Below are 25,103 nucleotides of genomic sequence, written 5' to 3' on the forward strand. Positions count from 1 at the left end.
AACGGAAACAAGACAAAAGGGCCGAGCACGACATGACTTCCGAACTGAAAACCGCTGATATCGGCCTGATCCAGCGGATCATCCCGCACCGATACCCGTTCCTGCTGGTGGACAAGGTCGTCGATATCGACGGCCACGCCAGCGCGACGGGCATCAAGAATGTGACGATGAACGAACCCCATTTTCAGGGTCACTTCCCCGGCCACCCGATCATGCCCGGCGTGACCATTGTCGAAGCGATGGCACAAACGGCGGCCGTGATGGTCGGTGTCGCGCTCGACCTCGCGGACAAGGAGCTGCTGGTCTATTTCATGTCCATCGACAAGTGCAAATTCCGCCGTATGGTCGTGCCGGGTGATGTGCTAGAGTTGAAGCTCACAACGACCCGCGGCAAGCCCGGCGCCAAGGTCTGGAAATTTGCCGGCATCGCAGAGGTCGAAGGCGAAATGGCGTGCGAGGTCGAGTTTACGGCCATGATGGACATTCCCAAAGCATGAGTGGCGCAGGCGTGCACCCTTCTGCCGTTGTCGAACCGGGGGCCCGGATCGACCCCACGGCAACGGTTGGGCCGTTTTGCGTTGTCGGCTCCGATGTGGTGATTGGCCCGGACGTCACGCTGAAAAGTCATGTGGTCGTCACCGGCCAGACCGAAGTGGGCGAGGGCACAACGATCTTTCCCTTTGCCGTCATCGGCGAAGTGCCGCAGGACCTGAAATTCAAGGGCGAGGCAAGCCGCCTTATCATCGGCAAGCGCAACCGCATCCGCGAGCATGTCACGATGAACAGCGGCACCGAGGGCGGTGGCGGCGTCACCCGCATCGGCGATGACGGCCTGTTCATGGCGGGCTGCCACATTGCCCATGACGCCCATGTGGGCGACCGGGTCATTGTTGTGAACTCTGCTGCCGTCGCGGGTCACTGCATTCTCGAGGATGACGTGATCGTCGGCGGTTTGTCTGGCATCCATCAGTTCGTGCGCATCGGCAAGGGGGCCATCATCGGCGCCGTGACGATGGTGACCAACGATGTGATTCCATACGGGCTCGTACAGGCACCGCGCGGCGACCTTGATGGGCTGAACCTGGTGGGCCTCAAGCGCAAGGGCGTGGCGCGCAGCGACATCACCGCGTTGCGGGCCGCGTTCCAGATGCTGGCGCAGGGCGAGGGCACCTTTCACGACCGGGCCGAGCGGTTGGGCAAGGAAACCGACAGCGAATATGTGCGCGAGATCGTGGCGTTTGTGATGGGCGACAGCGACCGGTCGTTCCTGACGCCGCGTTGATGCTGGCGCTGGTCACGGGAACGGGCGCGCTGCCCGCGGTGGTGGCGGGCGCGCAATCGTCACCGCCCCTTGTATGCGCGCTCGAAGGATACGCACCCGATGGACTTCAGGTGGATCATTGGTTCCGGATCGAAACCATCGGCACGCTGCTCCATACGCTCAAGCAGCGCGGTGTGACGGATGTGTGCCTGTGCGGCGCGATCCAGCGCCCCGGCTTCAATCCTTTGCGCCTCGACGCCCGCACGATGCCTCTCGTGCCCACCATCGCCAAGGCGGTGAAGGCGGGCGAAGATGCGGCCTTGCGCGCGGTGCTCGGCCTGTTTGAGACGCGCGACATGACGGTGCGCGGCGCGCATGAACTGGTGCCGGACCTGCTGCCCCCGTCCGGCGTGCTGACGCAGGTGCGGGTGCCTGACGACATCGACCTGCAGGTCCAGGCCGCCGAAGAGGTGTCCATCGAGCAGGGCAGGGTGGACGAGGGCCAGTCCTGCGTGATCCGGTCCGGTCAGGTCATTGCGCGCGAGGATGCACGCGGCACCGACGCGATGCTGCGCGGGCTGCTGGAGCGCCCGGTGAAGCCGATGCCGCCGCCGGGCGATGATCCATTTGCCGCGGCCATGGATTTCGTGGGGGACATGCTGGATGACGCCGCCGACTGGCTTTCCGGCCCCGTGGCCGAGGCGCGGGCCCAGCCCGGTGGCGGGATCTTTTTCAAGGCGCCGAAACCTGGACAGGATCGCCGCATTGATCTGCCGACCATCGGCCCTGACACGGCGCGTGCGGCTGTTGCGGCACGTCTCGACGGCCTTGTCCTTGAGGCGGACGGCGTGATGGTTCTCGGCCGGGACGAGGTCGTGCGCGTGCTCGATGAGGCGGGGCTGTTTCTGTGGGTGCGCTGAAGGTCTTTGTCATCGCGGGCGAGCCATCGGGCGATGCTCTGGGCGGTGCGCTGATGGCCGGACTGAAACAGGAGGCGCAAGAGGTCACTTTCGACGGCATCGGCGGCCCACTCATGCAGGCCCAAGGCCTTGTCAGCCGCTTCGACATGTCCGAACTCAGTGTCATGGGCATTGCCGAGGTGCTGCCGAAGTACCGCCACCTCAAACGCCGCATCGCCGAGACGGTCCGGGCCATCATCGACCAGAAACCCGACGTCCTGATCACCATCGACAGCCCAGATTTCTCGCTGCGTGTCGCCAAGCTGGTCAAGGCGGGGTCCGAAATTCGAACCGTGCACTACGTGGCCCCCACGGTCTGGGCCTGGCGCCCGGGCCGCGCCAAGAAGATGGCGGCGATGGTCGACCACGTCCTCGCCCTTTTCCCATTCGAGCCACCGTATATGGAAGCCGAAGGCATGGCGTGCGATTTTGTCGGCCACCCTGCCGCAACCGTTCCCCGCGCCAGCGTGGCAGAGACGGCCGCGTTTCGCGCGCGCCACGGGCTGCGGGATGCCGATCCGCTGCTCCTTGTCCTGCCGGGATCCCGGCGGGGAGAAATCAAGCGGATGGCGCCGACGTTCGGTGTGGCTCTGGGCTGGCTGGCTCGGAAACGGCCGAACATGAAGATGGTTCTGCCGGCCGCTGGTGCGGTGGCGCCGCTGGTGCGCGAGGCGGTCGCGAAGTGGCCGGTCAGTCCTCTTGTGCTGGACCCGACCGGTCAGGATCCTGACGCCGCGGCCAGCGAAAAGCGGATTGCGTTTGGCGCTGCGGATGTGGCGCTTGCGACCTCCGGCACCGTGTCACTGGAACTCGCGGCGGCGGGGACGCCGATGGTCAGCGCCTATGATCTGCACTGGCTGAGCCGCGCGATCATCAGTCGGATGGTGACGACCGATACGGGCAGCCTGATCAACCACGTTTCCGAGACGCGCGTGGTGCCCGAGGTGGTGGGCAAGGATTTTACCGTCGACAACGTGGTCGCCGCCATGGAAGGGCTGCTGGCCGATCCGTCCGCGCAGAGGGACGCGATGGAGCTGACGATGGACCTGCTGGGCCGCGGTGGTGCGGATCCGGGGTTGCGGGCCGCGCGGGCGGTTTTGATGCGGATGGGGTGATCTGTCCCCGCGGGGACAGAATTGACCGTACGGTTCAAAATTAACCGATTTGGACCAGTGCGTGCCGCTTTTTGCCTGCAGAGAGCTTGATCGGCTCGGAAAGGGTTAACGCGTCGATCATTGTCCCTGCTTCGGTCAGGGGCGCATCGTTCATCTTCGCGCCACCTTCGGCGATGAGGCGCTTGGCCTCTTTCCCCGATCCGGCGAGGCCGGATTTGACGATCAGCTGCACGATGGAGATGCCGTCGCCCACATCCGAGGCCGAGAGGGTCAGGGTGGGGAGGTCATCACCCACGCCGCCTTTTTCAAAGACTTCGCGCGCCGTGTCAGCCGCTGCCGCTGCGGCGTCGGCGCCGTGCAGGAGCGTGGTGATTTCTGTCGCGAGGCGGGCTTTGGCCTCGTTGATCTCGGATCCCTCAAGGGCACCCAGTCGGTCGCATTCATCCAAGGGCAACTCGGTATAGAGCTTGAGGAAGCGGCCCACGTCGGCGTCGGTGGTGTTGCGCCAGAACTGCCAGAACTCGTAAGCGCTGAGCATCTCCGCATTCAGCCACACCGCGCCGGATTGGGACTTGCCCATCTTCTTGCCATCGGACGTTTCCAAAAGCGGTGAGGTGAGGCCGAACACCTCGGACTGAATCACGCGACGGGTCAGGTCGATGCCATTCACGATGTTGCCCCACTGGTCGCTGCCGCCCATTTGCAGGATGCAGCCATAGCGGCGGTTCAACTCCATGAAATCGTAGGCTTGCAGGATCATGTAGTTGAATTCGAGGAATGACAGCGACTGTTCGCGGTCGAGGCGGGATTTGACGGATTCAAACGAAAGCATCCGGTTGATCGAGAAATGCCGCCCGATGTCGCGCAGGAAATCAAGGTAATTCAGATCGTCGAGCCATTCGGCATTGTTCAGCATCTGCGCCCCGGCATCGTAGTCGATATAGGCCGAGAAGACCTGTTTGATGCCGGCGATATTGGCGTCAATCGCTGCCGCGTCCAGCAGGGGCCGTTCATCGGCACGGAAGGACGGATCGCCCACCTTCGTCGTGCCGCCGCCCATGAGGGTGATCGGCTTGTGCCCGGTTTTCTGGAACCAGCGCAGCATCATGATCTGGATGAGCGAACCCACATGCAGCGACTTGGCCGTCGCGTCAAAGCCGATATAGGCCGACTGCCCCGGTGTCAGCAGCAACTCATCCAGCGATTGCAGGTCTGTGCAATCGGCAAGAAAGCCGCGGCTTTGCATCACGTGCAGGAAATCGGAACGGGGCGTGTAGGTCATTTGGCTTGTCCTTGGATCAGCGCTGCCGCAGTCTATAAGCGGGGGACGGGCAAAGGAAAAGACCATGGATAAGGTCAGGGAAAAAGGGGCGGTGATCACGGCCCTTGGGGCGATGTCGGGCACGTCACTGGACGGTGTGGATGCGGCGGTGTTGCAGACGGATGGGGTGGTCATTCACGGCTTCGGCCCGCAGGATTATCGGGAGTACACATGCGACGAGCGTAAGATCTTGCGCGCAGCACTTGGGGCTTGGCATGGCCCGGTGTTGGCGCCTGCGACGGATGTGGTCATGCGTGCGCATGAGGCGTTGCTGTCGCGTTTTGAGGATGTCGACCTGGTTGGGTTTCACGGGCAGACCGTGGCCCATGCGCCGCGCCTGCAAGGGACGTTGCAATTGGGCGACGGCGCCGCGCTGGCCCATGCGCTTGGCCGCCCGGTTGTGTGGGACTTTCGAACGGCAGATGTGGAGTTGGGCGGCGAGGGCGCGCCGCTCGCCCCGTTTTTCCATTTTGCCTGTGCCAAGTGGATCGAGGCGGATGGGCCGGTCGCGTTTCTGAACCTGGGCGGCGTCGGGAATTTGACGTGGGTTGATCCGGCGGCGGCGCGGCCCGAGGAGGAGGGGGCGCTTTTGGCCTTTGACACCGGGCCTGCCAATGCGCCTGTGAACGATCTGGTGCAGGCGCGTTTGGGTGTGCCGTTCGATGAGGGCGGTCGCATTGCGGCGTCGGGGACGGTCGAGACGGGGGCGTTGGAGTTGTTTCTGGCAGAGCCGTTCTTTGCCCGGATGCCGCCCAAGTCATTGGACCGGAATGATTTTGCCGAGATGATCGGTTTGGTCAGTGAACTCAGCGATGCGGATGCGGCGGCCACCCTGACGGCCATGTGTGCCGCCGGTGTGGCGGAGGCGATGCAGCATTGTCCGCGGATGCCGTCCCGGGTGCTTGTCACGGGGGGCGGGCGGCACAATCCGGTGCTGATGAAGATGCTGGAGGTGTCGCTGGACTGTCCTGTGCGCCCGGTTGAGGATGTGGGTCTGGATGGTGATATGCTGGAGGCGCAGGCCTTTGCATACCTCGCGGTGCGGGTGGCGCGGGGCTTGCCGACGTCTTGTCCGGGGACGACCGGCGTGCGGGCCGCCGTGGGTGGCGGAACCGTCAGTTACCCCTAGGGATGTCGAAACCAGGTGGGGCGAGCGTGAAGCCGTCGAACTGGAAGCCTGGGGAGACGGTGCAGCTGACCAGTGTGTAATCGCCGGTGCTGCGGGCGGCTTGCCAGTGGTGTTCGGGGACGATGATTTGGGGCGCGCCTTTGGTGAGGTCTGGGGTTAGGATATGATCCTTAGCCGGGCCGTTATCGCTGGCGTTTATCGACAGGATCAGGGGTGCGCCTGCGTGGTAGAGCCAGACTTCGGTGGCGTCGACCTTGTGCCAGTGGCTGGCTTCGCCCGCTTTCAGCAGGAAGTAGATGCAGGTGCCGGTGGGGCGGCCATCGTTTTCCGCGACCCAGGTCTGGCGGTAGTGACCGCCTTCGGGATGGGGGGCGAGGTTCAGGTGGGCGATGATGTCGTCAGGGGTCATAGCGGGTGCTCAAAACAGCGTAGGTGGGGCAGGAAATGCGGTGGAACCGGCTCTTCGTAATAAGGCGCGCAGGGCTGAAAGCCTAGCCGGTGGTAGAGCGCGATGGCTTCGGTCAGCGGTGCCATCGTGTCGAGCACCATGCGGCTGTACCCGTCGGCGCGCGCGCAGGTCATAGCGTGTTCGATCAATTGACGCCCGGCCCCAAGACCGCGGGCGGATGGGTCGACATAGACGCGTTTCAACTCGGTCACGTCGTCCAGGTGGATGGGGTAGTACATGGCGCAGCCAACTGCGGTGTTGTCGATCTCGGCCAGCAGGATGTCGCCCGTTGGCCGGGCGTGGATGCGGGGCAGGTCGTTGATCAGCGCTTGGTAGGTGTCGGTGGGGTAGAAAGTCGCCGTTAGCGGCGGCAGGCCCGCCTCGCGTGTCAGCAGGAGGTCGCGGTAGGCCCAGCAGAGCCGGGCGATGTCGTCCATGTCGGCGGGGGTGGCAGGGCGGATGGTGAGGTCAGTCATGCCTTATCAGTAGGTCGGCCAGCAGGTCGGGTGCAATGGGGCAGCGGAGGGAGATTTCGGTGACCGTGTCCGGTGTGGTTTTCAGCCCGCGTTTGCAGCGGTTCTGGCGGAAGGTGTCGAGGCCTGCGCTGAGGGGGACATAGAGCCAGTCGCCCCGGCGCGCATGCGCGCCGCCTTGGGTGAAGTTGCCGGAGTTGATGGGGCTGAGGTCGATGTGATCGCGCAGTGCCGTGGCCAATTTGGCGGTGTCGAGCCAGAGGATCGTGATGTCGAGATCGCGTTGGATGGATGCGGCAAAGGCGCGGCCCTTGCGTTCGGGCCATAGGAAGACACGGGTGTCGAGGTGGTGGGCCCAGCTTGCGGGTGTGTGGCCATCCAGTATGCGGTGGGCGGCTTTGAGGCCATGAAGGATGGGTTTTTGGTGGTTGAGTCTGGCGGCGCCGACCTGCATCCGGTGGTCGCGCAGGGCGAGTTCCGTGTGGTCGATGCCTTCCTGTGCCGCGAGAGTGTTTGCGGGCAAAAGGCCGTGCGCGTGGATCGAGGGCAGGTTGCTGGACGCGGTGACGTGGGCGACTTTGCCGCCCACGGCTTTGACAAATTCGCCCGTCACTTGAGGATCGAGCGGCCTGCGTATTCTGCGGTTTCGCCCAGCATCTCTTCGATCCGGATCAGCTGGTTGTACTTGGCCAACCGGTCGGAACGAGCAAGCGAACCGGTCTTGATCTGGCCGCAGTTTGTGGCGACGGCGAGGTCGGCGATGGTCGCGTCCTCCGTCTCGCCCGAGCGGTGGGACATAACATTAGTGTAGCGGGCGCGGTGGGCCATATCGACGGCTTGAAGTGTTTCTGTCAAGCTGCCGATCTGGTTGACTTTTACCAGCATGGAGTTGGCGCAACCGCGTTCGATGCCTTCGGCCAGACGGACGGGGTTGGTGACGAACAGATCGTCGCCGACAAGCTGCACCTTGTCGCCGATAGCGTCAGTCAGGGCTTTCCAGCCGTCCCAGTCGTCCTCGCCCATGCCGTCCTCGATCGAGATGATGGGGTAGTCGTTCACGAGCGCTTCGAGATAGGCGGCGTTTTCTTCGGACGAGAGCGTTTTGTCCTCGCCTGCAAGGACATACTTGCCGTCTTTGAAGTATTCCGTGGCAGCGCAATCAAGGGCCAGGTGGATGTCGTCGCCGGGCGTGTAGCCTGCCTTTTCGATGGATTTCAAAATGAAATCAAGTGCATCGCGGGTGGAGTTGATGTTGGGCGCAAAGCCGCCCTCGTCGCCGATGCCTGTGGAGAGGCCCGCATCCGACAACTCTTTTTTCAGCGTGTGGAACACTTCGGACCCCATGCGCACGGCTTCGCGGATGTTGTCCGCAGCCACCGGCATGATCATGAATTCCTGGATGTCGATTGGATTGTCGGCATGTTCGCCGCCGTTGATGATGTTCATCATCGGGACGGGCAGGATGCGGGCGGAGGTGCCGCCTACGTAGCGGTAGAGCGGTTGCGAGGTCCAGTCTGCGGCGGCCTTGGCGGCGGCGAGAGACACGCCTAGGATGGCGTTGGCGCCCAAACGGCCCTTGTTGTCGGTGCCGTCCAGTTCGATCATGGCGCGGTCCAGTTCGACCTGTTCGGTGGCGTCGATGCCCACCAGGGCCTCGGCAATCTCTCCGTTCACCGCCATCACGGCCTCAAGCACGCCCTTGCCTTTGTAGCGCGCCTTGTCACCGTCGCGCTTTTCCACGGCCTCATACGCGCCGGTGGATGCGCCCGAGGGCACGGCGGCGCGGCCCATGGTGCCGTCTTCGAGGGTCACATCGACCTCGACCGTCGGGTTGCCGCGGCTGTCGAGGATTTCGCGGGCGTGGATGTCGATGATGGTGCTCATGGGAGGGCTCCTGTCGTGAAAAGTTACGCAGCGTCTAGCGCGGTCATTGCGCTACCAACAAGGGGTTTTACGCTGTATCCGGTGATTTCCTGATCTGCTCGCGCCAAAGCGTGTAGAGCCCGGACAGAATGATGATGGCGGCCCCAAACAGGGTCAGCGCATCGGGTCGTTCGTTGAACACGAGCATGCCGAGGATCAGGGCAAAGACCATGCGCGAGTAGCGGAACGGGGTGACGAAGCTGATCTCACCCACGCGCATCGCGACTGTGATCCCGAAATAGGCAAGGCAGCCGATGGCGACCGATGCAAACAACAGGCCCAGCTGTGTTTGAGTGGGTGTGACGATCTGGTCACCGCCCATATAGAGCAGGATCACAGCACCCGGTATGGCGACAAGAAAGGCCAGAAAGCTGAGTTGGACCGAACTGACCTGAGCCTGGACCCTCCGGGTGGCCAGATCACGGGCAGCGAGGCCCAGAACGCCCATCACGGCAAAGAGCAGTTTCCAGTCGAACGCCGCCGTGCCGGGTTTGATGATCAGCATCACTCCGACGAAGCCGACAAAAATGGCAGCCCACCGACGCCAGCCCACATCCTCGCCCAGGAAGAGGGCGGCGCCGAGTGTCACCAGCAGGGGCGCGGCTTGGAGGATGGCCGAGGCGGTCGACAGCGGGATCAGCGCGAGGGCACTGACGAAACCGATCAGCCCGATCACTTCGGCCAGGTTGCGGATGAGTATGGCGGGCGAGAGAAAGGCAGGGTCCCACAAGCGTTGTCCCTGCGCACGCGCGATCAAGGCGAAGACCAGCGTGCCGCCAATCCCGAGAAATCCGACCACCTGTCCGACAGGCAAAGCCCCTGCGAGGAACTTGATGACTGCATCCTCGATGGCGAAGCCAAGCATCGCCAGCACCATGATGGCCGCGCCGCGCAGATTGTCCATGAAATCAGCCCGTCCGCTTGAGCCGCATCATCAGCTGGTTGCCCTGTTTGCGCGTCTCGACCCCTTTGAGCGCCTGCACCAGTGCAGACAGCTTGCGGTGCCCGTAGGTGCGCGTGTCGAAATCGGGGTGGGCGTTCTGGATCGCCTGACCGATCTGGCCCAGCGCGTACCAATCGTCATCCTGGTCGATCTTGTCCATCGCAGATTCGATGAGCGGCAGCGCGTCCTTGATCGCGGCGCGTCCCTTGGCCGGGGCGGCGTCGGTGACCAGGTTTTCGATCAGGATAAAGCGGTTGCAGACATTGCGCAGCGCTTCGGGCGCCTTGGCTTCGCCAATGCCGATGACCATCAGACCATCCTCGCGCAAGCGGTTGGCAAGGGCCGTGAAATCGCTGTCCGATGATACGATGACGAACCCGTCAAAGCGGCGGCCGTGCAGGATATCCATCGCGTCGATCACAAGGCCGATATCGCTGGCGTTCTTGCCTGTGGTGTTCGACGTATCCTGATGCGCGACGAGGCCCAGTTCAAGGATACGGTCCGACCACGCCTTGAGCCGGCCCGAGGACCAGTCGCCATAGACGCGGCGCAGGGCCGGCTCACCGATTGAGGTCACCTCGCGCAGCACGGCGTCGGCGAATTTGGCAGGCACGTTGTCGGCGTCAATCAGCACGGCAAGCAGCGGGCGGTCACGGTCGGCCATGTGGCCCCTTTCTGTCGGTCACCGCTTGCGCGGCACACCATAGAGTTCCAGCCGATGCCCGCGCAGTTCATAGCCCAGCTTTTCGGCGATTTTTTCCTGAAGCGCTTCGATCTCTTCATCGACGAACTCGATCACCTCGCCCGAGTTCATGTCGATCAGGTGGTCGTGATGTTCGCGTTCGGCATCTTCGTACCTGGCGCGTCCGTCGCCAAACTCCAGCTTGTCGAGCAGCCCAGCCTCTTCGAAGAGTTTGACCGTGCGGTAGACCGTGGCGATGGAGATGCCCGAATCGACGGCACTGGCGCGGTTGTAAAGCTCTTCGACATCCGGGTGGTCTTCGGACGCCTCAAGCACCTGCGCGATCACCCGGCGGGGGTGGGTCATGCGCAGCCCCTTGGCTTCGCTGCGGTCGGTAAGAGTTGCGCGTTTGGCGGTCATGGGCGCGGGTGTACCGAAAGGTTGCGGCAGGGGCAATTGCGGTTGACGCTGGGGGGCGATGGGTTCACTGGGAACCATGAGCGATTTTGATATGATGAACCTGCCCGACGCGTTGGCGCGCCGCGTCGCAGAGATGGGTTTGACCCAGCCGACCCCGATCCAGGCGCAGGCGATACCGCATGCGCTGAATGGGCGCGACGTGATGGGGCTGGCCCAGACCGGCACGGGCAAGACGGCGGCCTTTGGCATTCCACTGATTGCGCGGCTGATGGAGGAGGGCGGCAAACCGGCGCCCAAGACGGCCCGCGGCCTGATCCTTGCCCCCACGCGCGAGCTGGCGGGGCAGATCGCCGCGGTGCTGCGCGAGTTGACCAGCATGCGCGTGCAGATCGTTGTGGGCGGTGTGAGCATCAACCCGCAGATCCAGCGTTTGGCGAAGGGTGCCGATATTCTGGTGGCAACGCCGGGCCGTTTGCTGGATCTGGTGGAGCGGAGGGCCATCAGGCTGGCCGACACCGGGTTTCTGGTGCTGGATGAGGCGGACCAGATGCTGGATCTGGGTTTTGTCCATGCCTTGCGCAAGATTTCCGAGTTGATGGGTGAGGACCGGCAGACAATGCTGTTTTCCGCCACAATGCCCAAGCAGATGAACGAGATCGCGCAGTCCTATTTGCAAGAACCGATCCGGATCGAGGTGAATCCGCCCGGCAAGGCGGCGGACAAGGTGACCCAAGGGGTGCACTTTATCGCCAAGGCCGAGAAGTCGGCGCTGCTGATCGAACTCTTGGACAAGCACCGTGAGAACAGGGCGCTGGTCTTTACCCGCACCAAGCATGGTGCGGATCGGCTGGCGCGTGCGCTGGAGCGGAAGGGCTTTGCGGTCGCGGCCATTCACGGCGACAAGCGGCAGGGCCAGCGGGAGCGTGCGCTGGCCGCCTTCAAGGCACGTGAGATACGGGTTTTGGTGGCCACCGATGTGGCGGCGCGAGGGCTGGATATTCCAGATGTGAAGTTCGTCTATAACTACGAACTGCCGAATGTGCCCGAAGCCTATGTGCACCGCATTGGGCGGACGGCGCGGGCGGGCAAGGATGGCTCTGCCGTGGCGTTCTGTGCGCCGGAGGAGATGGATTACCTCAAGGACATCCAGAAGGTGATGAAGCTGTCGATCCCTGTCCTGTCAGGTCGCGCGTGGGAGCCGGTGCCGGACCCGAATGCCAAACCTGCGGGTGGGCGGGGACGTGGCCGTCCGGGTGCTAAGCCCGGCGGCGGACGCCCCGGTGCGCCGGGCACATCAAAGCCGTCGAACCGGCGGAGGCGCAAACCGAAGCCGAAGGGGCCAAGCGCGTAACGCGGCCCGCGCCGGTCAGGTGTAGAGCAACGGGACGCCCAGTTGCGCGTGAATGTCATTGACGTTGGCGGCATCCATGTCCAGCGCGTGGGCCAGCTTGTGCAGGTATTGCGCCTCGGCCTGGCTGTCGAGGTCGATGGCGAGGACGGACATGGCGTAGACCTGTGGACCCATTCCCTGCGGCACGTCGTGGGCCAGCGCCTGTGCGTCCACGGGGCGCTGCATCTCGGTCTTGAGAAAGGCCGCCTCTTGCGCGTCGATATCGCCGCCAAGTTGGCCCATCAGCTTTTCCTGTTCGGCATCATCCAGTTGGCCGTCTGACTTGGCGGCCTGGATCATCGCGCGCAGCATCAGGGCTGCGGCGGCTTCTTGGTCGGCGGTGGGTTCGATGGGCTCTTCGGGGGTTTGATCGAAGTTCGAGTTCAGGACCTGGCCGAAACTGGCGCCGTTATCAGCCGGACGTGCGCCCATGGCGCCACCCAAGGCACCCAACAGGCCTGCGGCGCCTGCGCCACCGGCCAGACCGCCCAGCATCCCTTGCAAGCCCTGACCTGAGCCGCCCGCGCCGCCCAACCCTTCGAGCAGACCGCCCAGCCCGCCCATCTGGCTGGCAGAGCCTCCGCCTTGGGCGCCGCCCATGAGACCGCCCAGCATATCCTGCAGACCTGCGCCGCCTTGCGCCTGACCGCCGGACAAGCCGCCGAGCAGACCACCCAGGCCGCCGCCGGCAGTGGCGGTCCCGCCGCGGTTTTTCATCATCGCGCTGGCGCCCTTGGCCACGGCCACGCCGATGGCCACTTTGGCCAGTGTTTTCATCAAGCTCATGGTGTCTCCTCCATCTCTCCCGGGGATTCGTTGGCTGTCAGCTTGGCACAGATCGCGCGCCAAACGGTGGGGAATGTTCGCGCACAATTGACATTGACCGGCTAAGGGGTCGTTCTGCGCCGATGACCCGCAAGTCGCATATCGACCTGACCGGTGCCGTTGCGCTGACGCTGTTTTCGCTGAACCTCGGGTTCAATCAGGTGGTGATAAAGGTGGCGAATGTGGGCTTTCAACCGGTGTTCATGGCGGGCCTTCGGTCGCTGGGGGCGCTGGTTTTGCTGGCGCTGTGGATGTGGGCGCGGGGCATTTCGCTGCGCCTGCCTGCCGAAGGGCGCGTGGGCGGGATCATCGCAGGGCTGCTCTTTGCCGTTGAATTCATTTGCCTGTTCCTCGCCCTCGACCTGACCAGTGTCGCGCGCACGTCGATCCTGTTCTATTCGATGCCGGTGTGGCTGGCCCTTGGCGCGCATGTGCTGCTGCCGGGGGAGCGGCTGACCGGTGTGCGGATGGTCGGCCTTGGCTTTGCCATGGGCGGGGTGGTTCTGGCCCTGCTGGACCGCGATGCCGCGCAGGGCAATCTGTTGGGGGACCTGTTTGCGCTGGGGGCGGCGCTGTGCTGGGCGGGCATTGCGCTGTGCGTGCGCGTCACGCCACTGTCGCGCATCCCGGCAGAGCAGCAACTGTTCTGGCAATTGCTGATCTCGGCCCCTGTGCTGATCCTGCTGGCGCCATATTTTGGCCCGCTGCTGCGCAATCTTGAGGTCATTCACGTCATCGGTCTGGCCTACCAGATCGTGTTCATCGCCAGCTTTGGCTTCCTGTTCTGGTTCTATCTGATGAAGATTTATCCGGCCTCGGGTGTTGCTTCCTTCAGCTTTTTGTCACCGGTCTTTGCGGTCGTGCTGGGCTGGGTGATTTTGGGCGAAGACATCTCGGCCACAATCTGGCTCGCGCTTGGGCTGGTTGCCGTGGGGCTGGTGCTGATCAATCGCAAGTAAGGCGGGGGTGTCCCCCGCCCGCTAGGTCCCGCAGAAGGTGGCCGGGACGATTTCGTCCTGTGTGGGTGGGCGGCGCAGGTCGTCGTAGCCCGCGGGCAGTTCGTATGGCGTGGCGAGCGCGGCCATCAGCCGCTCGAAGGGGGCCATGTCGCCCGCAACAGCGGCCTCGATCATGGCTTCGATCCGGTGGTTGCGTGGGATGATCTGCGGATTGCTGCGTTGCATCAGATCGGTGTCAGGTGCGCGCGTTTTCCACCGTTTCGCCCAGGCGTCAAAGGCGTCGCGGTCGGTGAACTGATCGCGCGCGTGATCCGTGTGCAGCGTGCCGAAGGTGTTGGTGAAGTCGGCCCCGTCCGTTTGCATGAGTGCAAGCAGATCCTCGATCAGTGTCTGATCTTCTGGTGTCGGGTCGGACAATCCGACCTTGGCGGCAAAGCGTTTCAGCCATTCCGCCTGAAGCTGGCCGGGCATGGCGTGGACAATGGCGGTTGCGTCCTCGACCGCCCTTTCCTTGTCTTCGAACAGTTGGATGAGGGCCGTGGCCAACTGCGCCATGTTCCAGACGGCAATGCGTGGCTGGTTGCCAAAGGCATAGCGCCCCATCTGGTCGATGGAGGAGAACACGCGCCCCTCGTGATAGGCGTCCATGAAGGCGCAAGGGCCGTAGTCGATGGTTTCGCCCGAGATCGTGCAATTGTCGGTGTTCATCACGCCGTGGATAAAGCCTACGGACATCCATGCGGCGACCAGTTCAGACTGGGCTGCGCAGACCGCCTTGAGCAGTCCCATTGGGCCGCCCACGTCGGGGTGGTGACGCGTGATGGCGTAGTCGGTGAGCGTTCGTAGCTCGTCGATATGCCCGCGATGGGCAAAAATCTGGAAGGTGCCGACGCGCAGGTGGCTGGACGCGACCCGAGTGAGCACGGCACCCGGCAGTGCGCCTTGTTCGCGGTAGACAGGCTCGCCCGTGGCGACGGCGGCAAGGGCGCGTGTGGTCGGGATTCCAAGCGCGTGCATCGCCTCGCTCACCACGTATTCGCGTAGAACGGGCCCGAGCCACGCGCGCCCGTCGCCCATGCGGGAATACGGCGTGGGGCCGGACCCCTTCAGTTGGATGTCGCGGCGCTGGCCATGCCGGTCAATCACCTCGCCCAGAAGGATGGCACGCCCGTCGCCAAGCTGTGGGTTGTAGCTGCCGAACTGGTGGCCCGCGTAAAGCTGGGCGAGAGGGGCCGCGCCCTCCGGCACGGTTGTGCCCGCAAAGACAGTGTCGTCGGCGCCTTCGATCCCAAGCTCATGCGCCAATGCTGTATTCCACGCCAGCCGGTCCGATTTGGCCACGGGCGTGGGGTTCAGCCGGGTGTAAAAAGCGCCCGGCAAAGCGGCGTAGGTATTGTCGAAGGGGATGTGCAGGCTCATGCGCCGGATATAGGTCGGTGCGCGGCCAGATACTACGGAAAGGTTGAGATTGGCGCAGGCGGGCTATGGTTACTCGCACCACACTCATTCGGGAGATATGCGATGGCCACCTCAAATCGGGTCGGAATGCAACTGCGCGACAGACCGGAATATGCAAATAAACCCAAGCCGTTGACCTTTTCGCCTGACGCATCTGTCGCTGACGCGGTCGATGCCATGTGCAAGAAGAACTTCGGGTCTGTGATCATCGTCGATCCGGACGACAAGGTTGTCGGCGTGATGACCGAGCGGGATGTGATGCGCAAGCTGGTGCATGCCGGTTTGGATGCCAAGACCACCAAGCTGACCGATATCATGACGCATGAGCCGCGTGTGGCACACGAAACGGATGATGTGGTCGACTGGCTGCGGATCATGTCGAATGATCGTTTCCGTCGCCTGCCCGTGGTCGATCAGGACGGGCGGATCAAGGCGGTGTTCACGCAAGGCGACTTTGTCAGCTACACGTGGCCGGACCTCGTGTACCAGGCGTCGCAACTGGCGCGCGCGTCGCTGGCCCGCAATTATGCGGTGTGGCTGATTGGCGGGGGCATTGCGCTGTATACGCTGTTGATGATCATCGTGGTGCGGTCGCTGTAACGGCGCGCGTTACAGGTGCCGGGTCATCAGCGCGTAGCCGTCGCGCAACTTGAACCCCGCGCGGGCGTAAAGCCGCTGTGCGACGGTGTTTTCATGACTGACCTCAAGGTGCAGCGCCTTGACGCCAGCCTCGCCCAGGGCGCGGGGCAGGGCCAATAGAACCTCGGTCGCGATGCCGCGGCCGCGCACGCCGGGGCGGATGAACAGTTCGTCCACGAACCCGTCCATGCCGCCAAACTCTATGGACCAGCCGAAGGTGACGACGATGTAGCCGATGGGCGCCCGTGGCGGGCCGATAAGGTAGGCGGCGCCGTGCGGGATGCCGTCGAGCAGCGGTCTGAGTCCGGCAGCGCGTGCCTCGTCGGGGAGTGCGATTCCTTCCTCGGCATGAAAGGCCGCGACAAGGGCGTCGAGACGTTCGAAATGCTCGGGCGTGGCAAGGGTGAGGGCAGCGCTCACAGGCGGGCCAGCCGTTCTGTGAGCAGGTCGAAGAAGCCGTCGGCGTCGAGATCCCCGATGAACAGCGCGTTTGCGGGACGGTCTGTGACGCCCCACCAGTCAGCGACGGTCATGCCCATGGTCAGCTCCGAGGTCGTTTCGATTGCCACATTCACGTGCCGACCTGAAAAGAGGTCTGGCCGGATCAGGTAGGCGGTCACGCAGGGGTCGTGCAGCGGCGCGCCGGCGGAGCCGTACTTCTCCTTGTCGAAGCGTTCGAAGAAATCCGTCATTTCGGCCACGGCGGTGCCCGCTCGCGTGCCAAGGGCGCGGAACGCGTCGTTGCGTGGTTTTGTGACGAGCGCCTTGTGCGTGACGTCCAGCGGCATGACCACAAGTGGAACTCCGCTTTTGAACACGATATCAGCGGCTTCCGGATCGACGTAGATGTTGAACTCTGCCGTTGGAGTGATGTTGCCCACCTCGAAATAGGCGCCGCCCATCAGCACGATCTCTTGCACGCGGTCCACGATATCGGGGGCGTTCTGGAAGGCCGTCGCAATGTTTGTCAGCGGGCCGAGCGGGCACAGCGTGACGGTGCCGGGGTCATGGCTGCGCAGCGTGTCGATTATGAAATCGACGGCGTGCTGGTCTTGCAGCGGCATGGTCGGGTCCGGAAGGTCGGGACCGTCAAGGCCGGTCTTGCCGTGCACATGCTCTGCCGTGACCAGATCGCGGCCCAGCGGGCGGTCACATCCGGCAAAGACGGGCATATCAGGTTGGCCTGCCAACTCACAGACAATGCGCGCATTTTTGGCGGTCAGGTCGAGCGGCACGTTTCCCGCAACGGCGGTGATGCCCAGCACGTCGACATCCTCTGGACTGGCCAGCGCCAGCAGGATCGCGACGGCGTCGTCCTGTCCGGGATCAGTGTCGATGATGATCTTGCGCGCTGCCATGCCGCCTCCGCTTCGGTTTTGGCGCACCGTGGCCGCTTTGGCACCCCTTGTCCAGAAGCCGCGCGCGCAGATACGCAAATCCTTGCACGGGGCGGATAGGCTGCGTTAAGGCCCAAAACCATGGCTGATGCCCCGATCTACATCCACGCTGGTGCACATCGCACGGGAACGTCTTCGTTCCAGTTGTGCCTTCACGAAAACCGGCAGGTCTTGCACAAGAAGGGTTGGACAACTGCCTATCCCGGACGTGACGGGATTCCATCCGGTGAGCTGGCGCTGAGGCTGCCTTCGGGCACCCGGTTTGACGCGGATGCCGCCGCAGCAAAGGCGTCAAATACGTTGGATGGCTACCGTGATGGGCGCCCCGTCATCCTGTCCGAGGAAAACATCACCGGACGCATGTTCAATTTTATGCAGGGGCAGTTCTATCCCTTTGCCGAAGACCGCTGTGCCGCGTTGCGCGCGGCGTGGACGGGACCGGTGGCGCATCTGCTGCTTGTCGTGAGGCCCTATGACCAGCTGTTCGTGTCGGCCTTTCGAAAACGGGCCGAAGACAACGCGATGCCGGATTTTTCTGAGGTCCGTGACAGCTATCTGAACATCGACCGGGGGTGGCCGGATTTGGTGAAAGGTATGTATGAGACGCTGAGGCCGGACGTGATGACCGTGGTTCCATACGCATCCCGTGGCACCAATGTGGACCTGTTGCGCAGACTGGTGCCGGACCTGCCCGCAGATGGGTTGGTCGAGCCGGTGCGCGTCGTGAACCGAAGCGCCACCGACGCAGCCCTGATGGTTTTGCAAGAGCATTACCGCGCTGAAAAGACACTCTCGCGTGCAGAGTGGACCCAGGTGATTGATGCATATGCGGACGACCGTGAACTTCGCGGCGTCGCGCAGTTTTCCGATGCGGAAAAGGCGGATTTGGCAGCGCGTTACGCGTCGGACCTGAAGCAGATCGAATGGATGCCGAACATCATTTTGGGTTAGCTTTTTCCTGGGCCTTCACCGCATCCCACAGGGCGTCCATCTCTTCCAAAGTACTGTCCTCGGGCCGCTTGCCGTTCTTGGCCAACATCTGTTCCACCGCATTGAACCGGCGGGTGAACTTGGCGTTGGTGCGCCGCAGCGCCTCCTCGGGTTCGACGCCCAGATGGCGGGCGAGGTTGGCAACGACAAAGAGGAGATCGCCCATTTCGTCCACCATCTCGTCGTGCCCCATCGTATCGCGTGCCTCGACAAGTTCGGCGGCTTCTTCGGTGATCTTGTCGATCACCTGCGCCGTTTCGGGCCAGTCAAAGCCCACACGTGCGGCGCGTTTTTGCAGCTTCACAGCGCGCAGAAGTGCAGGCAGGTTCATGGCCACGCCGTCCAGCGCGCCCTTCTGTGCCTTGCCTGCACGCTCCGCCGCCTTGATCGCTTCCCAATCGCGGGTCTGTTGTTCGGCGCTCTTGTCGCGGGATGCGTCGCCAAAGACATGCGGGTGCCGGTCCACCATCTTGTTCGAGATGTTGGTGACGACCGATTGAAAGCTGAAATGCCCGGCCTCTTCCCCGATGGCGGTGTGGTAGACCGATTGCAGAAGCAGATCGCCCAATTCGCCCTCAAGTTCGGCCCAGTCCTGCCGTTCGATGGCGTCGGCGACTTCGTATGCCTCCTCGATCGTGTAGGGGGCGATGGTCTGGAACGTTTGTTCGACGTCCCAGGGGCAGCCCGTATCGGGGTCGCGCAGGCGGCGCATGATTTCCAGCAGGCGGTCTATGCCTGCGTTTTGGTCATGGATCAGGTCGTCGCCCATTGCAGCCCCCGCCGGTTTCAGGTTTGCTGACATGTGACGTATCCCAGCGCCCGGAGTCCACCCATGCCCATCATCAACCGCATCGGCGATCTTGCCCCTGACATGGCCGCGTGGCGTCAGCATCTGCATTCGATCCCGGAACTGGCCTTTGACTGTCCGAAAACGTCGGCCTTCATTCAGGAACGGTTGGCGGAGATTGGCGTGGACGAGGTGCATGGCGGCATTGCACAGACCGGCATCGTCGCCATCATCAACGGGCAGGGCGAGGGGCCGACCATTGGCTTGCGCGCGGACTTCGATGCGCTGCCGATCGAGGAGGAGACGGGTGTCGCCTACGCCTCGACCCATCCGGGCAAGATGCACGCCTGCGGCCATGACGGGCATACGGCGATGTTACTCGGGGCGGCCAAGTACCTGGCGGAGACGCGCAATTTCTCGGGCCGCGTCGCGCTGATCTTTCAGCCGGCCGAGGAGGACGGCGGCGGCGGCGAGGTCATGGTTCAGGAGGGCATCATGGACCGGTTCGGCATCGGCGAGGTCTATGCCATCCACAACGCGCCGGGCAAGGATTTCGGCAAGTTTCACACCCGCGGCGGGCCCATTATGGCGGCGGCGGATACGTTTCATATTCACGTTACGGGCAAGGGCGGGCATGCGGCGCGGCCCCATGATTGCGTGGATCCGGTGGTCGCGACCTGCGCCATCGTGAATGCGTTTCAGACCATAGTGAGCCGCAATCACAAGCCATTGGACCAGCTGGTGATCTCGACCACGCAGATTCACACCGGCACGACGGACAACGTGATCCCGGAAAGCGCCTATATCAATGGCACGGTGCGCACCTTTTCCAAGGATGTACAGGCGATGGTCGTGCGCCGGATGGAGGAGGTCGTGGCCGGGACCGCCGCCGCCTACGGCTGCGAGGCAAAGTTGGCGTTCGAATTCGGTTATCCGCCCACGGTGAACGATACGGATAAGGCTGGTTTCGCAGCCCGGGTCGCGGCAGAGGTTGCGGGCGAGGCCGGTGTCGAACAGGATGTGGAGCCGGTTATGGGTGCCGAGGATTTCTCCTACATGCTGGAGGCGCGACCGGGGGCGTATCTCATGTTGGGGCAGGGGGATGGTGCGGGGGTGCATCACCCGAAATACAATTTCAACGATGAGATCGCGCCGATTGGCGCGTCCTTCTTTGCCCGGCTGGTCGAGACGGCGCAGCCGGTGCGGTAAGGGGCGCTGCCCCTTCGGCGCTTGCGCACCTCACCCCGGAGTTTACCTCGCAATATGAAAGAGCAGCATGGCGCTTGAAGATGCAAAAACGCAGATGGACCATGCGTTTACCCGCGAGGATCCGCGGGGGCCGTCGTTCGAATTGACCTTTGGTGGAGCGACCTCGTTTTTGAGGCGGCGGTACACCAAGGACCTTACCGGCGTGGATATTGCCGTGACGGGCGTGCCGTTCGATCAGGCGGTGACGAACCGGCCCGGCACGCGTTTGGGGCCGCGTGCGATTCGCGAGGCGTCAAGCCTGCAAGCGCCGGATGCGCCCTATGGCTGGCCCTTTGATGTGCTGAGCGAGCGGGTGATTGTGGATTATGGTGATGTGGCGTTTGATTATGCCGACATTCCGTCTTTTCCGGATGCGCTGACGACCCATATTCGCGGCATCTTGAACGCCGGTGCCGCGAGTGTCGTGCTGGGCGGGGATCACTACATTTCGTTCCCGACACTCAAGGCCTATGCCGAGAAATACGGGCCGATGTCGCTGATCCAGGTCGATGCGCATACCGACACCTGGGCGGATGACGACATGGCCCGCGCTGATCATGGCACCATGTTTTACAAGGCGGTTAAGTCGGGGATCGTGGACCCTACGACGTCCGTTCAGATCGGGATCCGCACGACGAACGAGGACACGCTGGGCGTCAACATCATCGACGCTCCGGAGTTTCATCGGATCGGGCCGGAGGCTGCGGCTGCGCGAGCGCGCGAGATCGTGGGCGACCGGCCCGTCTATTTGAGTTTCGACATTGATGGGCTCGACCCTGCCTTTGCCCCTGGCACCGGTACGCCGGTCTGGGGTGGTTTAAGCTCCGCGCAGGCAGCGGCGCTCTTGCGGGGGCTTGCAGGGATCAACATTCAGGGCGGTGATGTGGTCGAGGTGTCGCCGCCTTTTGACACGAGCGGCGCAACGGCAATTGCGGGCGCGCATGTGGCCACGGAAATCTGCCAGCTTCTGGGATGGAGGATGCGCGGTGGCGCCTAGGAACCAGCCGATCAGCGGCAATGATCTGGCCCGGTTCTCGGGGCCCAACACCTTCATGCGCCTGCCGTTTTCGGACGAGTTGCACAAGCTGGACGCTGCCGTGTTGGGAGTGCCGATGGACATCGGCACCTCTTGGCGGTCGGGCACGCGGTTCGGGCCAAAACAAGTGCGCAGCGAAAGCGCGATGATCCGGCCTTATAATTTGCAAACTGGGGCGGCGCCGTTCGACAGCTTGCAGGTTGCAGACATTGGCGATCTGGCGATCAATACGTTCTCGCTCGCCGACAGTTTGCGCATTATTGCAGAGAGTTACGATGCGATCCTTGACTTCGATGCGATCCCTTTGGCCATCGGAGGCGATCATTCCATCACCCTGCCGATCCTGCGCGCCATGGCCAAGCGGCACGGGCCCGTCGCGCTGGTTCATGTGGACGCCCATGCCGACGTCAATGACGAGATGTTTGGCGAAAAGGAAACCCATGGCACGGTCTTTCGGCGCGCATATGACGAGGGGCTGATCCAGCCGTCGAAGGTGTACCAGATCGGACTGCGCGGTACGGGATATTCGGCTGAGGACTTTACGGATGCGCAGGGCTGGGGGTTTCAGCACTTCCTGTCGTCCGAACTGTGGGGGCGCGACCTCAGCCAGCTCGGGGCGGAGATCAGGCGCGATATCGGCGATGCGCCAACATATGTGAGCTATGATATCGACAGCCTTGATCCGGCCTTTGCCCCCGGCACCGGCACGCCGGAGATTGGTGGTCTGACGACGCCGCAGGCGCTGCAATTGATCCGCGCGCTGCGTGGTCTCAACATTGTGGGCTGCGACCTGGTTGAAGTCTCGCCCCCATACGATACATCGGGGACAACGGCGCTGACGGGTGCGAACATTCTCTATGAGCTGTTATGCGTCCTTCCGGGCGTTGCCTATCGCTGAATCGGTGCGGGCCTCCGGCGGGAGTTTAATTGGCCAAGTGAAGAGAGCAGGATGAAGATTGCGATGTATCTAGCTGCTGCCGTTGTTGTTTTGGCCATCGGATTGGTGGCCTTCGTTCGGTTTTCACCGACGGATGCGTCGCAATGGCACGTGCCGATTGCCGAGACAGAGAGCCGGGACATGGCGGGCGGTGCCATCCGGGTGATCGAGGCCGATGCCGGTGCTCTCGCGCGGGTGGATGCAGCCGCGCGCGAACTTCCGCGCACCCAGGCCATTGCCGGGTCGGTGGAGGAGGGGCGCATCACCTATCAGACGCGCAGCAAATGGATCGGATTTCCCGACTACACCACGGTCGAATACACCGACGGTCTGCTGAGGATGCATGCCCGCCTGCGCTTTGGCCGGTCAGATCTGGGCGTCAACCGCGAGCGACTTGAGCGGTTGCTGGTCGCCGCCGGAGAGGGATGAGCTAAGGCACCCTTCCTCGACCTGGCGCCACATTGGCGAGTTCAGCGACATCTGGCACTGTGCCATGAACATGCGGCCATCCACCTGCATGCAGATTGTCTGGCCCAGTTCAATGCGGCTGCCGGTCTTGTCCGTGCAGTAGCATTCGACCGTCTTGCCCGAGGGTGATGTCACATCCGCCAGTGCAGGGCTGGCCATCAACAGGAATATCAACGTTTTGCGCATCATGCAGGCGAGTATAGCACAGTCCGCCCCTTGACCAATACCCTGGCTTGGATCAAACCGGCGTTATGATCCCCGAAGACCGCCTTGTTCAGATCACACAACGCTTTCAGTATCTTGAGGCTGCCATGGCCGATGGGTCGGGTGACATTGCGGCCTTGGCCAAGGAATATTCCGACCTTAAACCGGTCGTGGACCAGATCAGCGCTTATCAGCAGATCGTCGCCGACATGGAGGAGGCTCAGGTGATGCTGGCCGATCCGGACATGGCGGAACTGGCCGAAGAAGAGCTGCCGCGCCTCAAGGCCGCGCTGCCCGAAGCGGAGGCGGCGCTCCAGATCGCTCTGTTGCCCAAGGATGCGGCGGATGCCAAGCCCGCGATGCTGGAGATCCGGCCGGGCACCGGGGGTGATGAGGCGGCGCTGTTCGCCGGTGATCTATTGCGGATGTATCACCGCTATGCCGAAGCGCGCGGCTGGAAGCTCGATATTGTCGAAGAGCAAGCCACCGAGCTGGGCGGGATCAAGGAAGTGGTTGCCCATATCACCGGCGAAAATGTCTTTGCCCGGATGAAGTTCGAAAGCGGGGTGCACCGCGTGCAGAGGGTGCCCACCACCGAAAGCGGCGGGCGCATCCACACCTCTGCTGCGACGGTGGCCGTGCTGCCCGAAGCGGAGGATGTCGATATCGACGTAGCGCAACAGGACATCCGCATCGACACGATGCGTGCGTCCGGTGCGGGCGGCCAGCATGTCAACACAACAGATAGTGCCGTGCGCATCACCCACCTGCCCACCGGCATCGTGGTGACCAGCAGCGAGAAGTCGCAGCACCGCAACCGCGAGATTGCGATGCAGGTGCTGCGCGCGCGTCTATACGATCTGGAACGTAGCCGTGTGGACAGTGAACGCTCTGCCGATCGGGCCGCACAGGTGGGATCGGGCGACCGGTCAGAGCGGATCCGCACCTACAATTTCCCGCAGGGCCGCATGACCGATCACCGGATCAACCTGACGCTTTATAAGCTGGATCAGGTGATGCAGGGCGATCTGGACGAGGTGATCGACGCGTTGACTGCAGATGCACAGGCCCGGCTGATGGCCGAGATGGGCACGTGACCACCGCTGCCGAAGCCATGGTTGCCGCCACCGCGCGGCTGCGGGCCGCCGGTGTGCCGGACCCGGCCCGCGACGCGCGCGTCCTGCTGGCGCATGCGGCGCAGGTGGATGCCGCACGCGTGACACTGATCGCGCCCGAAGACATCGCACCCGATATCGCCGACCGCTACGACCACCTGATCGCCCTGCGCGCCGTGCGCGTGCCCGTAAGCCACCTGATCGGGCAGCGCGAATTTTATGGGCGTGCCTTCAAGGTGAGCGCCGACGTGCTGGACCCGCGGCCCGAAACCGAAACACTGGTCGAGGCGGCGCTGAGCGAAGACTTTGCGCGCGTTCTGGATCTGGGCACCGGGTCCGGGTGTTTGCTGGTGACCCTTCTCGCAGAGCGGACCGAGGCGCATGGCGTGGGTGTCGATCTGTCGGAGGCGGCCTGTTTGCAAGCCTCGGCCAATGCGGTGCTGCATGGTGTGACCGCGCGGGCCGCGATCCGGCAGGGGGATTGGTTCGATCCGGTCGAGGGCCGGTTCGACCTGATCGTGGCGAACCCGCCCTATCTGTCGGCCTTTGAAATGGAAGAGGTCGACCCGGAATTGCGCGACCACGAACCCCGCATGGCCCTGACGGACGAGGGCGATGGCTTGACCGCCTATCGCACCATTGCCGATCAGGCGGGCAGCTATCTGACTGCGCAAGGCCGGGTCCTGTGCGAGATCGGATGGCAGCAGGGCGCCGACGTGCGCACCATTTTCGAGAACGGGGGGTGGGGCATCATAGACGTTCTGCCAGATCTTGATGGACGCGACCGTGTCCTTCTTGCGCGGAATCCGGCGTGACCGGGTCAAAAAGTGTCTAAATTGCCCCTTTAACCCTTGTCGTCCGGGCCTGAGCGTGCATATTCGGTTCCAGACGTAGATCGCGCAGCTTCGGTGGTGCAGCAGCGTCCCATCCACAAGATCGCCAAGAGACTGTGACACGCAACCACGATGATGCGGCA

At 63.3% G+C, this 25,103-nt stretch carries 29 protein-coding genes; 15 read left to right on the forward strand and 14 right to left on the reverse strand.

Going from position 1 to position 25,103, the window contains the following annotated elements; genetic code table 11:
• The first annotated feature begins 32 nt into the window (after positions 1-32).
• The 4 genes from fabZ to lpxB are packed head-to-tail and all read left to right on the forward strand — an operon-like array spanning position 33 to position 3,335.
• Positions 33-497 carry a 3-hydroxyacyl-ACP dehydratase FabZ gene (fabZ, locus tag BWR18_RS06205; RefSeq protein ID WP_076627173.1) on the forward strand — a complete coding sequence of 155 codons (465 nt, stop codon included), beginning with the start codon at positions 33-35 and terminating at the stop codon, positions 495-497.
• A complete protein-coding gene (gene lpxA / locus BWR18_RS06210; protein ID WP_076627174.1) occupies positions 494-1,282 on the forward strand; it encodes an acyl-ACP--UDP-N-acetylglucosamine O-acyltransferase in 789 nt (262 codons plus the stop codon). The genes fabZ and lpxA overlap by 4 nt, the downstream gene beginning before the upstream one ends.
• On the forward strand, positions 1,282-2,181 hold the full coding sequence (locus BWR18_RS06215) for an LpxI family protein (protein WP_076627175.1): 900 nt from the start codon (positions 1,282-1,284) through the stop codon (positions 2,179-2,181). Before lpxA ends, BWR18_RS06215 begins: the two co-directional genes overlap by 1 nt.
• A complete protein-coding gene (lpxB, locus tag BWR18_RS06220; RefSeq protein ID WP_083957827.1) occupies positions 2,178-3,335 on the forward strand; it encodes a lipid-A-disaccharide synthase in 1,158 nt (385 codons plus the stop codon). Before BWR18_RS06215 ends, lpxB begins: the two co-directional genes overlap by 4 nt.
• A 40-nt stretch (positions 3,336-3,375) precedes the next feature.
• On the opposite strand, the gene tyrS is transcribed toward lpxB, so the two are convergent.
• Positions 3,376-4,617, reverse strand: coding sequence for a tyrosine--tRNA ligase (tyrS, locus tag BWR18_RS06225; RefSeq protein WP_076627177.1), 1,242 nt, complete (start codon positions 4,615-4,617; stop codon positions 3,376-3,378).
• A 64-nt stretch (positions 4,618-4,681) separates the two neighbouring features.
• Between tyrS and BWR18_RS06230 the strand changes: the two genes are divergently transcribed.
• Positions 4,682-5,785: an anhydro-N-acetylmuramic acid kinase gene (locus BWR18_RS06230; RefSeq protein WP_076627178.1), complete on the forward strand. Its 1,104-nt coding sequence runs from the start codon at positions 4,682-4,684 to the stop codon at positions 5,783-5,785.
• Here BWR18_RS06230 and BWR18_RS06235 read toward each other — a convergent pair.
• The 7 genes from BWR18_RS06235 to BWR18_RS06265 form a co-directional block, all read right to left on the reverse strand.
• Positions 5,772-6,194 (reverse strand): cupin domain-containing protein, encoded by a 423-nt coding sequence (locus BWR18_RS06235; RefSeq protein ID WP_076627179.1) that lies wholly within the window; start codon positions 6,192-6,194, stop codon positions 5,772-5,774. The genes BWR18_RS06230 and BWR18_RS06235 overlap by 14 nt on opposite strands.
• Positions 6,191-6,709 carry a GNAT family N-acetyltransferase gene (locus BWR18_RS06240; RefSeq protein WP_076627180.1) on the reverse strand — a complete coding sequence of 173 codons (519 nt, stop codon included), beginning with the start codon at positions 6,707-6,709 and terminating at the stop codon, positions 6,191-6,193. The genes BWR18_RS06235 and BWR18_RS06240 overlap by 4 nt, the downstream gene beginning before the upstream one ends.
• Positions 6,702-7,295, reverse strand: a complete 594-nt coding sequence (locus BWR18_RS06245; RefSeq protein WP_254684940.1) for a DUF4433 domain-containing protein — start codon at positions 7,293-7,295, stop codon at positions 6,702-6,704. The genes BWR18_RS06240 and BWR18_RS06245 overlap by 8 nt, the downstream gene beginning before the upstream one ends.
• Positions 7,296-7,315: 20 nt before the next feature.
• The gene (gene eno, locus BWR18_RS06250) at positions 7,316-8,590 is read right to left on the reverse strand and encodes a phosphopyruvate hydratase (RefSeq protein ID WP_076627182.1); all 1,275 of its coding nucleotides are present in this window, start codon (positions 8,588-8,590) and stop codon (positions 7,316-7,318) included.
• A gap of 67 nt (positions 8,591-8,657) precedes the next feature.
• Positions 8,658-9,533, reverse strand: coding sequence for a DMT family transporter (locus BWR18_RS06255; protein ID WP_076627183.1), 876 nt, complete (start codon positions 9,531-9,533; stop codon positions 8,658-8,660).
• Between the two features lie 4 nt (positions 9,534-9,537).
• Positions 9,538-10,236: an NYN domain-containing protein gene (locus tag BWR18_RS06260; RefSeq protein ID WP_076627184.1), complete on the reverse strand. Its 699-nt coding sequence runs from the start codon at positions 10,234-10,236 to the stop codon at positions 9,538-9,540.
• An 18-nt stretch (positions 10,237-10,254) separates the two neighbouring features.
• Entirely contained in the window at positions 10,255-10,674 is a 420-nt protein-coding gene (locus tag BWR18_RS06265) for a Fur family transcriptional regulator (RefSeq protein ID WP_076627185.1), read from the reverse strand.
• Positions 10,675-10,750: 76 nt separating this feature from the next.
• Between BWR18_RS06265 and BWR18_RS06270 the strand changes: the two genes are divergently transcribed.
• Complete coding sequence (locus tag BWR18_RS06270; protein WP_076630161.1) at positions 10,751-12,025, forward strand: DEAD/DEAH box helicase; 1,275 nt, start codon at positions 10,751-10,753, stop codon at positions 12,023-12,025.
• A gap of 15 nt (positions 12,026-12,040) precedes the next feature.
• Here BWR18_RS06270 and BWR18_RS06275 read toward each other — a convergent pair whose 3' ends face one another.
• Entirely contained in the window at positions 12,041-12,850 is an 810-nt protein-coding gene (locus BWR18_RS06275; protein WP_076627186.1) for a DUF533 domain-containing protein, read from the reverse strand.
• Positions 12,851-12,972: 122 nt separating this feature from the next.
• On the opposite strand from BWR18_RS06275, the gene BWR18_RS06280 reads away from it, so the two are divergent.
• The gene (locus BWR18_RS06280; protein WP_076627187.1) at positions 12,973-13,848 is read left to right on the forward strand and encodes a DMT family transporter; all 876 of its coding nucleotides are present in this window, start codon (positions 12,973-12,975) and stop codon (positions 13,846-13,848) included.
• A gap of 21 nt (positions 13,849-13,869) precedes the next feature.
• Here the strand turns inward: BWR18_RS06280 and BWR18_RS06285 are convergent, their stop codons facing one another.
• On the reverse strand, positions 13,870-15,267 hold the full coding sequence (locus tag BWR18_RS06285) for a protein adenylyltransferase SelO (RefSeq protein ID WP_076627188.1): 1,398 nt from the start codon (positions 15,265-15,267) through the stop codon (positions 13,870-13,872).
• A 102-nt stretch (positions 15,268-15,369) separates the two neighbouring features.
• Between BWR18_RS06285 and BWR18_RS06290 the strand changes: the two genes are divergently transcribed.
• Positions 15,370-15,906 carry a CBS domain-containing protein gene (locus tag BWR18_RS06290; RefSeq protein WP_076627189.1) on the forward strand — a complete coding sequence of 179 codons (537 nt, stop codon included), beginning with the start codon at positions 15,370-15,372 and terminating at the stop codon, positions 15,904-15,906.
• Between the two features lie 9 nt (positions 15,907-15,915).
• On the opposite strand, the gene BWR18_RS06295 is transcribed toward BWR18_RS06290, so the two are convergent.
• Together BWR18_RS06295 and BWR18_RS06300 are read right to left on the reverse strand one after the other, a co-directional pair.
• Positions 15,916-16,365, reverse strand: a complete 450-nt coding sequence (locus BWR18_RS06295; RefSeq protein WP_076627190.1) for a GNAT family N-acetyltransferase — start codon at positions 16,363-16,365, stop codon at positions 15,916-15,918.
• Positions 16,362-17,303, reverse strand: a complete 942-nt coding sequence (locus BWR18_RS06300) for a nucleoside hydrolase (protein WP_076630162.1) — start codon at positions 17,301-17,303, stop codon at positions 16,362-16,364. The genes BWR18_RS06295 and BWR18_RS06300 overlap by 4 nt, the downstream gene beginning before the upstream one ends.
• Before the next feature lie 120 nt (positions 17,304-17,423).
• Between BWR18_RS06300 and BWR18_RS06305 the strand changes: the two genes are divergently transcribed.
• Positions 17,424-18,293, forward strand: a complete 870-nt coding sequence (locus BWR18_RS06305; protein WP_076627191.1) for a hypothetical protein — start codon at positions 17,424-17,426, stop codon at positions 18,291-18,293.
• Here BWR18_RS06305 and mazG read toward each other — a convergent pair.
• Positions 18,280-19,134, reverse strand: coding sequence for a nucleoside triphosphate pyrophosphohydrolase (gene mazG / locus BWR18_RS06310; protein WP_438873643.1), 855 nt, complete (start codon positions 19,132-19,134; stop codon positions 18,280-18,282). The genes BWR18_RS06305 and mazG overlap by 14 nt on opposite strands.
• A gap of 30 nt (positions 19,135-19,164) precedes the next feature.
• Between mazG and BWR18_RS06315 the strand changes: the two genes are divergently transcribed.
• From BWR18_RS06315 to BWR18_RS06330, 4 genes are all read left to right on the forward strand, one after another.
• The gene (locus BWR18_RS06315; RefSeq protein WP_076627193.1) at positions 19,165-20,328 is read left to right on the forward strand and encodes a M20 aminoacylase family protein; all 1,164 of its coding nucleotides are present in this window, start codon (positions 19,165-19,167) and stop codon (positions 20,326-20,328) included.
• A 67-nt stretch (positions 20,329-20,395) separates the two neighbouring features.
• Positions 20,396-21,364 carry an agmatinase gene (speB, locus tag BWR18_RS06320; protein WP_076627194.1) on the forward strand — a complete coding sequence of 323 codons (969 nt, stop codon included), beginning with the start codon at positions 20,396-20,398 and terminating at the stop codon, positions 21,362-21,364.
• A complete protein-coding gene (gene speB / locus BWR18_RS06325; RefSeq protein ID WP_076627195.1) occupies positions 21,354-22,301 on the forward strand; it encodes an agmatinase in 948 nt (315 codons plus the stop codon). The genes speB (BWR18_RS06320) and speB (BWR18_RS06325) overlap by 11 nt, the downstream gene beginning before the upstream one ends.
• Positions 22,302-22,352: 51 nt before the next feature.
• Complete coding sequence (locus tag BWR18_RS06330; protein ID WP_076627196.1) at positions 22,353-22,769, forward strand: DUF1499 domain-containing protein; 417 nt, start codon at positions 22,353-22,355, stop codon at positions 22,767-22,769.
• On the opposite strand, the gene BWR18_RS06335 is transcribed toward BWR18_RS06330, so the two are convergent.
• The gene (locus BWR18_RS06335; RefSeq protein WP_076627197.1) at positions 22,707-22,997 is read right to left on the reverse strand and encodes a hypothetical protein; all 291 of its coding nucleotides are present in this window, start codon (positions 22,995-22,997) and stop codon (positions 22,707-22,709) included. The two genes, BWR18_RS06330 and BWR18_RS06335, sit on opposite strands and share 63 nt — an antisense overlap.
• Before the next feature lie 62 nt (positions 22,998-23,059).
• On the opposite strand from BWR18_RS06335, the gene prfA reads away from it, so the two are divergent.
• Positions 23,060-24,109, forward strand: coding sequence for a peptide chain release factor 1 (gene prfA, locus BWR18_RS06340; protein WP_076627198.1), 1,050 nt, complete (start codon positions 23,060-23,062; stop codon positions 24,107-24,109).
• 17 nt (positions 24,110-24,126) lie between these two features.
• Positions 24,127-24,942 (forward strand): peptide chain release factor N(5)-glutamine methyltransferase, encoded by an 816-nt coding sequence (prmC, locus tag BWR18_RS06345; RefSeq protein ID WP_076630163.1) that lies wholly within the window; start codon positions 24,127-24,129, stop codon positions 24,940-24,942.
• The last annotated feature ends 161 nt before the right edge of the window (positions 24,943-25,103 follow it).

The sequence above is a fragment of the Tateyamaria omphalii genome, assembly GCF_001969365.1.
GTDB classification, from domain to species: domain Bacteria; phylum Pseudomonadota; class Alphaproteobacteria; order Rhodobacterales; family Rhodobacteraceae; genus Tateyamaria; species Tateyamaria omphalii_A.

Bases quoted from the DNA above. Each gene is read 5' to 3' on its own strand.
- prfA (WP_076627198.1), top strand. From the start codon at position 23,060: ATGATCCCCGAAGACCGCCTTGTTCAGATCACACAACGCTTTCAGTAT.
- BWR18_RS06240 (WP_076627180.1), bottom strand. From the start codon at position 6,709: ATGACTGACCTCACCATCCGCCCTGCCACCCCCGCCGACATGGACGAC.
- mazG (WP_438873643.1), bottom strand. From the start codon at position 19,134: ATGTCAGCAAACCTGAAACCGGCGGGGGCTGCAATGGGCGACGACCTG.
- BWR18_RS06285 (WP_076627188.1), bottom strand. From the start codon at position 15,267: ATGAGCCTGCACATCCCCTTCGACAATACCTACGCCGCTTTGCCGGGC.
- BWR18_RS06260 (WP_076627184.1), bottom strand. From the start codon at position 10,236: ATGGCCGACCGTGACCGCCCGCTGCTTGCCGTGCTGATTGACGCCGAC.
- eno (WP_076627182.1), bottom strand. From the start codon at position 8,590: ATGAGCACCATCATCGACATCCACGCCCGCGAAATCCTCGACAGCCGC.
- lpxA (WP_076627174.1), top strand. From the start codon at position 494: ATGAGTGGCGCAGGCGTGCACCCTTCTGCCGTTGTCGAACCGGGGGCC.
- prmC (WP_076630163.1), top strand. From the start codon at position 24,127: ATGGTTGCCGCCACCGCGCGGCTGCGGGCCGCCGGTGTGCCGGACCCG.
- BWR18_RS06330 (WP_076627196.1), top strand. From the start codon at position 22,353: ATGAAGATTGCGATGTATCTAGCTGCTGCCGTTGTTGTTTTGGCCATC.
- tyrS (WP_076627177.1), bottom strand. From the start codon at position 4,617: ATGACCTACACGCCCCGTTCCGATTTCCTGCACGTGATGCAAAGCCGC.
- BWR18_RS06290 (WP_076627189.1), top strand. From the start codon at position 15,370: ATGGCCACCTCAAATCGGGTCGGAATGCAACTGCGCGACAGACCGGAA.
- BWR18_RS06270 (WP_076630161.1), top strand. From the start codon at position 10,751: ATGAGCGATTTTGATATGATGAACCTGCCCGACGCGTTGGCGCGCCGC.
- BWR18_RS06215 (WP_076627175.1), top strand. From the start codon at position 1,282: ATGCTGGCGCTGGTCACGGGAACGGGCGCGCTGCCCGCGGTGGTGGCG.
- speB (WP_076627194.1), top strand. From the start codon at position 20,396: ATGGCGCTTGAAGATGCAAAAACGCAGATGGACCATGCGTTTACCCGC.
- BWR18_RS06230 (WP_076627178.1), top strand. From the start codon at position 4,682: ATGGATAAGGTCAGGGAAAAAGGGGCGGTGATCACGGCCCTTGGGGCG.
- BWR18_RS06275 (WP_076627186.1), bottom strand. From the start codon at position 12,850: ATGAGCTTGATGAAAACACTGGCCAAAGTGGCCATCGGCGTGGCCGTG.
- BWR18_RS06265 (WP_076627185.1), bottom strand. From the start codon at position 10,674: ATGACCGCCAAACGCGCAACTCTTACCGACCGCAGCGAAGCCAAGGGG.
- BWR18_RS06300 (WP_076630162.1), bottom strand. From the start codon at position 17,303: ATGGCAGCGCGCAAGATCATCATCGACACTGATCCCGGACAGGACGAC.
- BWR18_RS06255 (WP_076627183.1), bottom strand. From the start codon at position 9,533: ATGGACAATCTGCGCGGCGCGGCCATCATGGTGCTGGCGATGCTTGGC.
- BWR18_RS06235 (WP_076627179.1), bottom strand. From the start codon at position 6,194: ATGACCCCTGACGACATCATCGCCCACCTGAACCTCGCCCCCCATCCC.
- BWR18_RS06315 (WP_076627193.1), top strand. From the start codon at position 19,165: ATGCCCATCATCAACCGCATCGGCGATCTTGCCCCTGACATGGCCGCG.
- BWR18_RS06280 (WP_076627187.1), top strand. From the start codon at position 12,973: ATGACCCGCAAGTCGCATATCGACCTGACCGGTGCCGTTGCGCTGACG.
- BWR18_RS06305 (WP_076627191.1), top strand. From the start codon at position 17,424: ATGGCTGATGCCCCGATCTACATCCACGCTGGTGCACATCGCACGGGA.
- BWR18_RS06335 (WP_076627197.1), bottom strand. From the start codon at position 22,997: ATGATGCGCAAAACGTTGATATTCCTGTTGATGGCCAGCCCTGCACTG.
- fabZ (WP_076627173.1), top strand. From the start codon at position 33: ATGACTTCCGAACTGAAAACCGCTGATATCGGCCTGATCCAGCGGATC.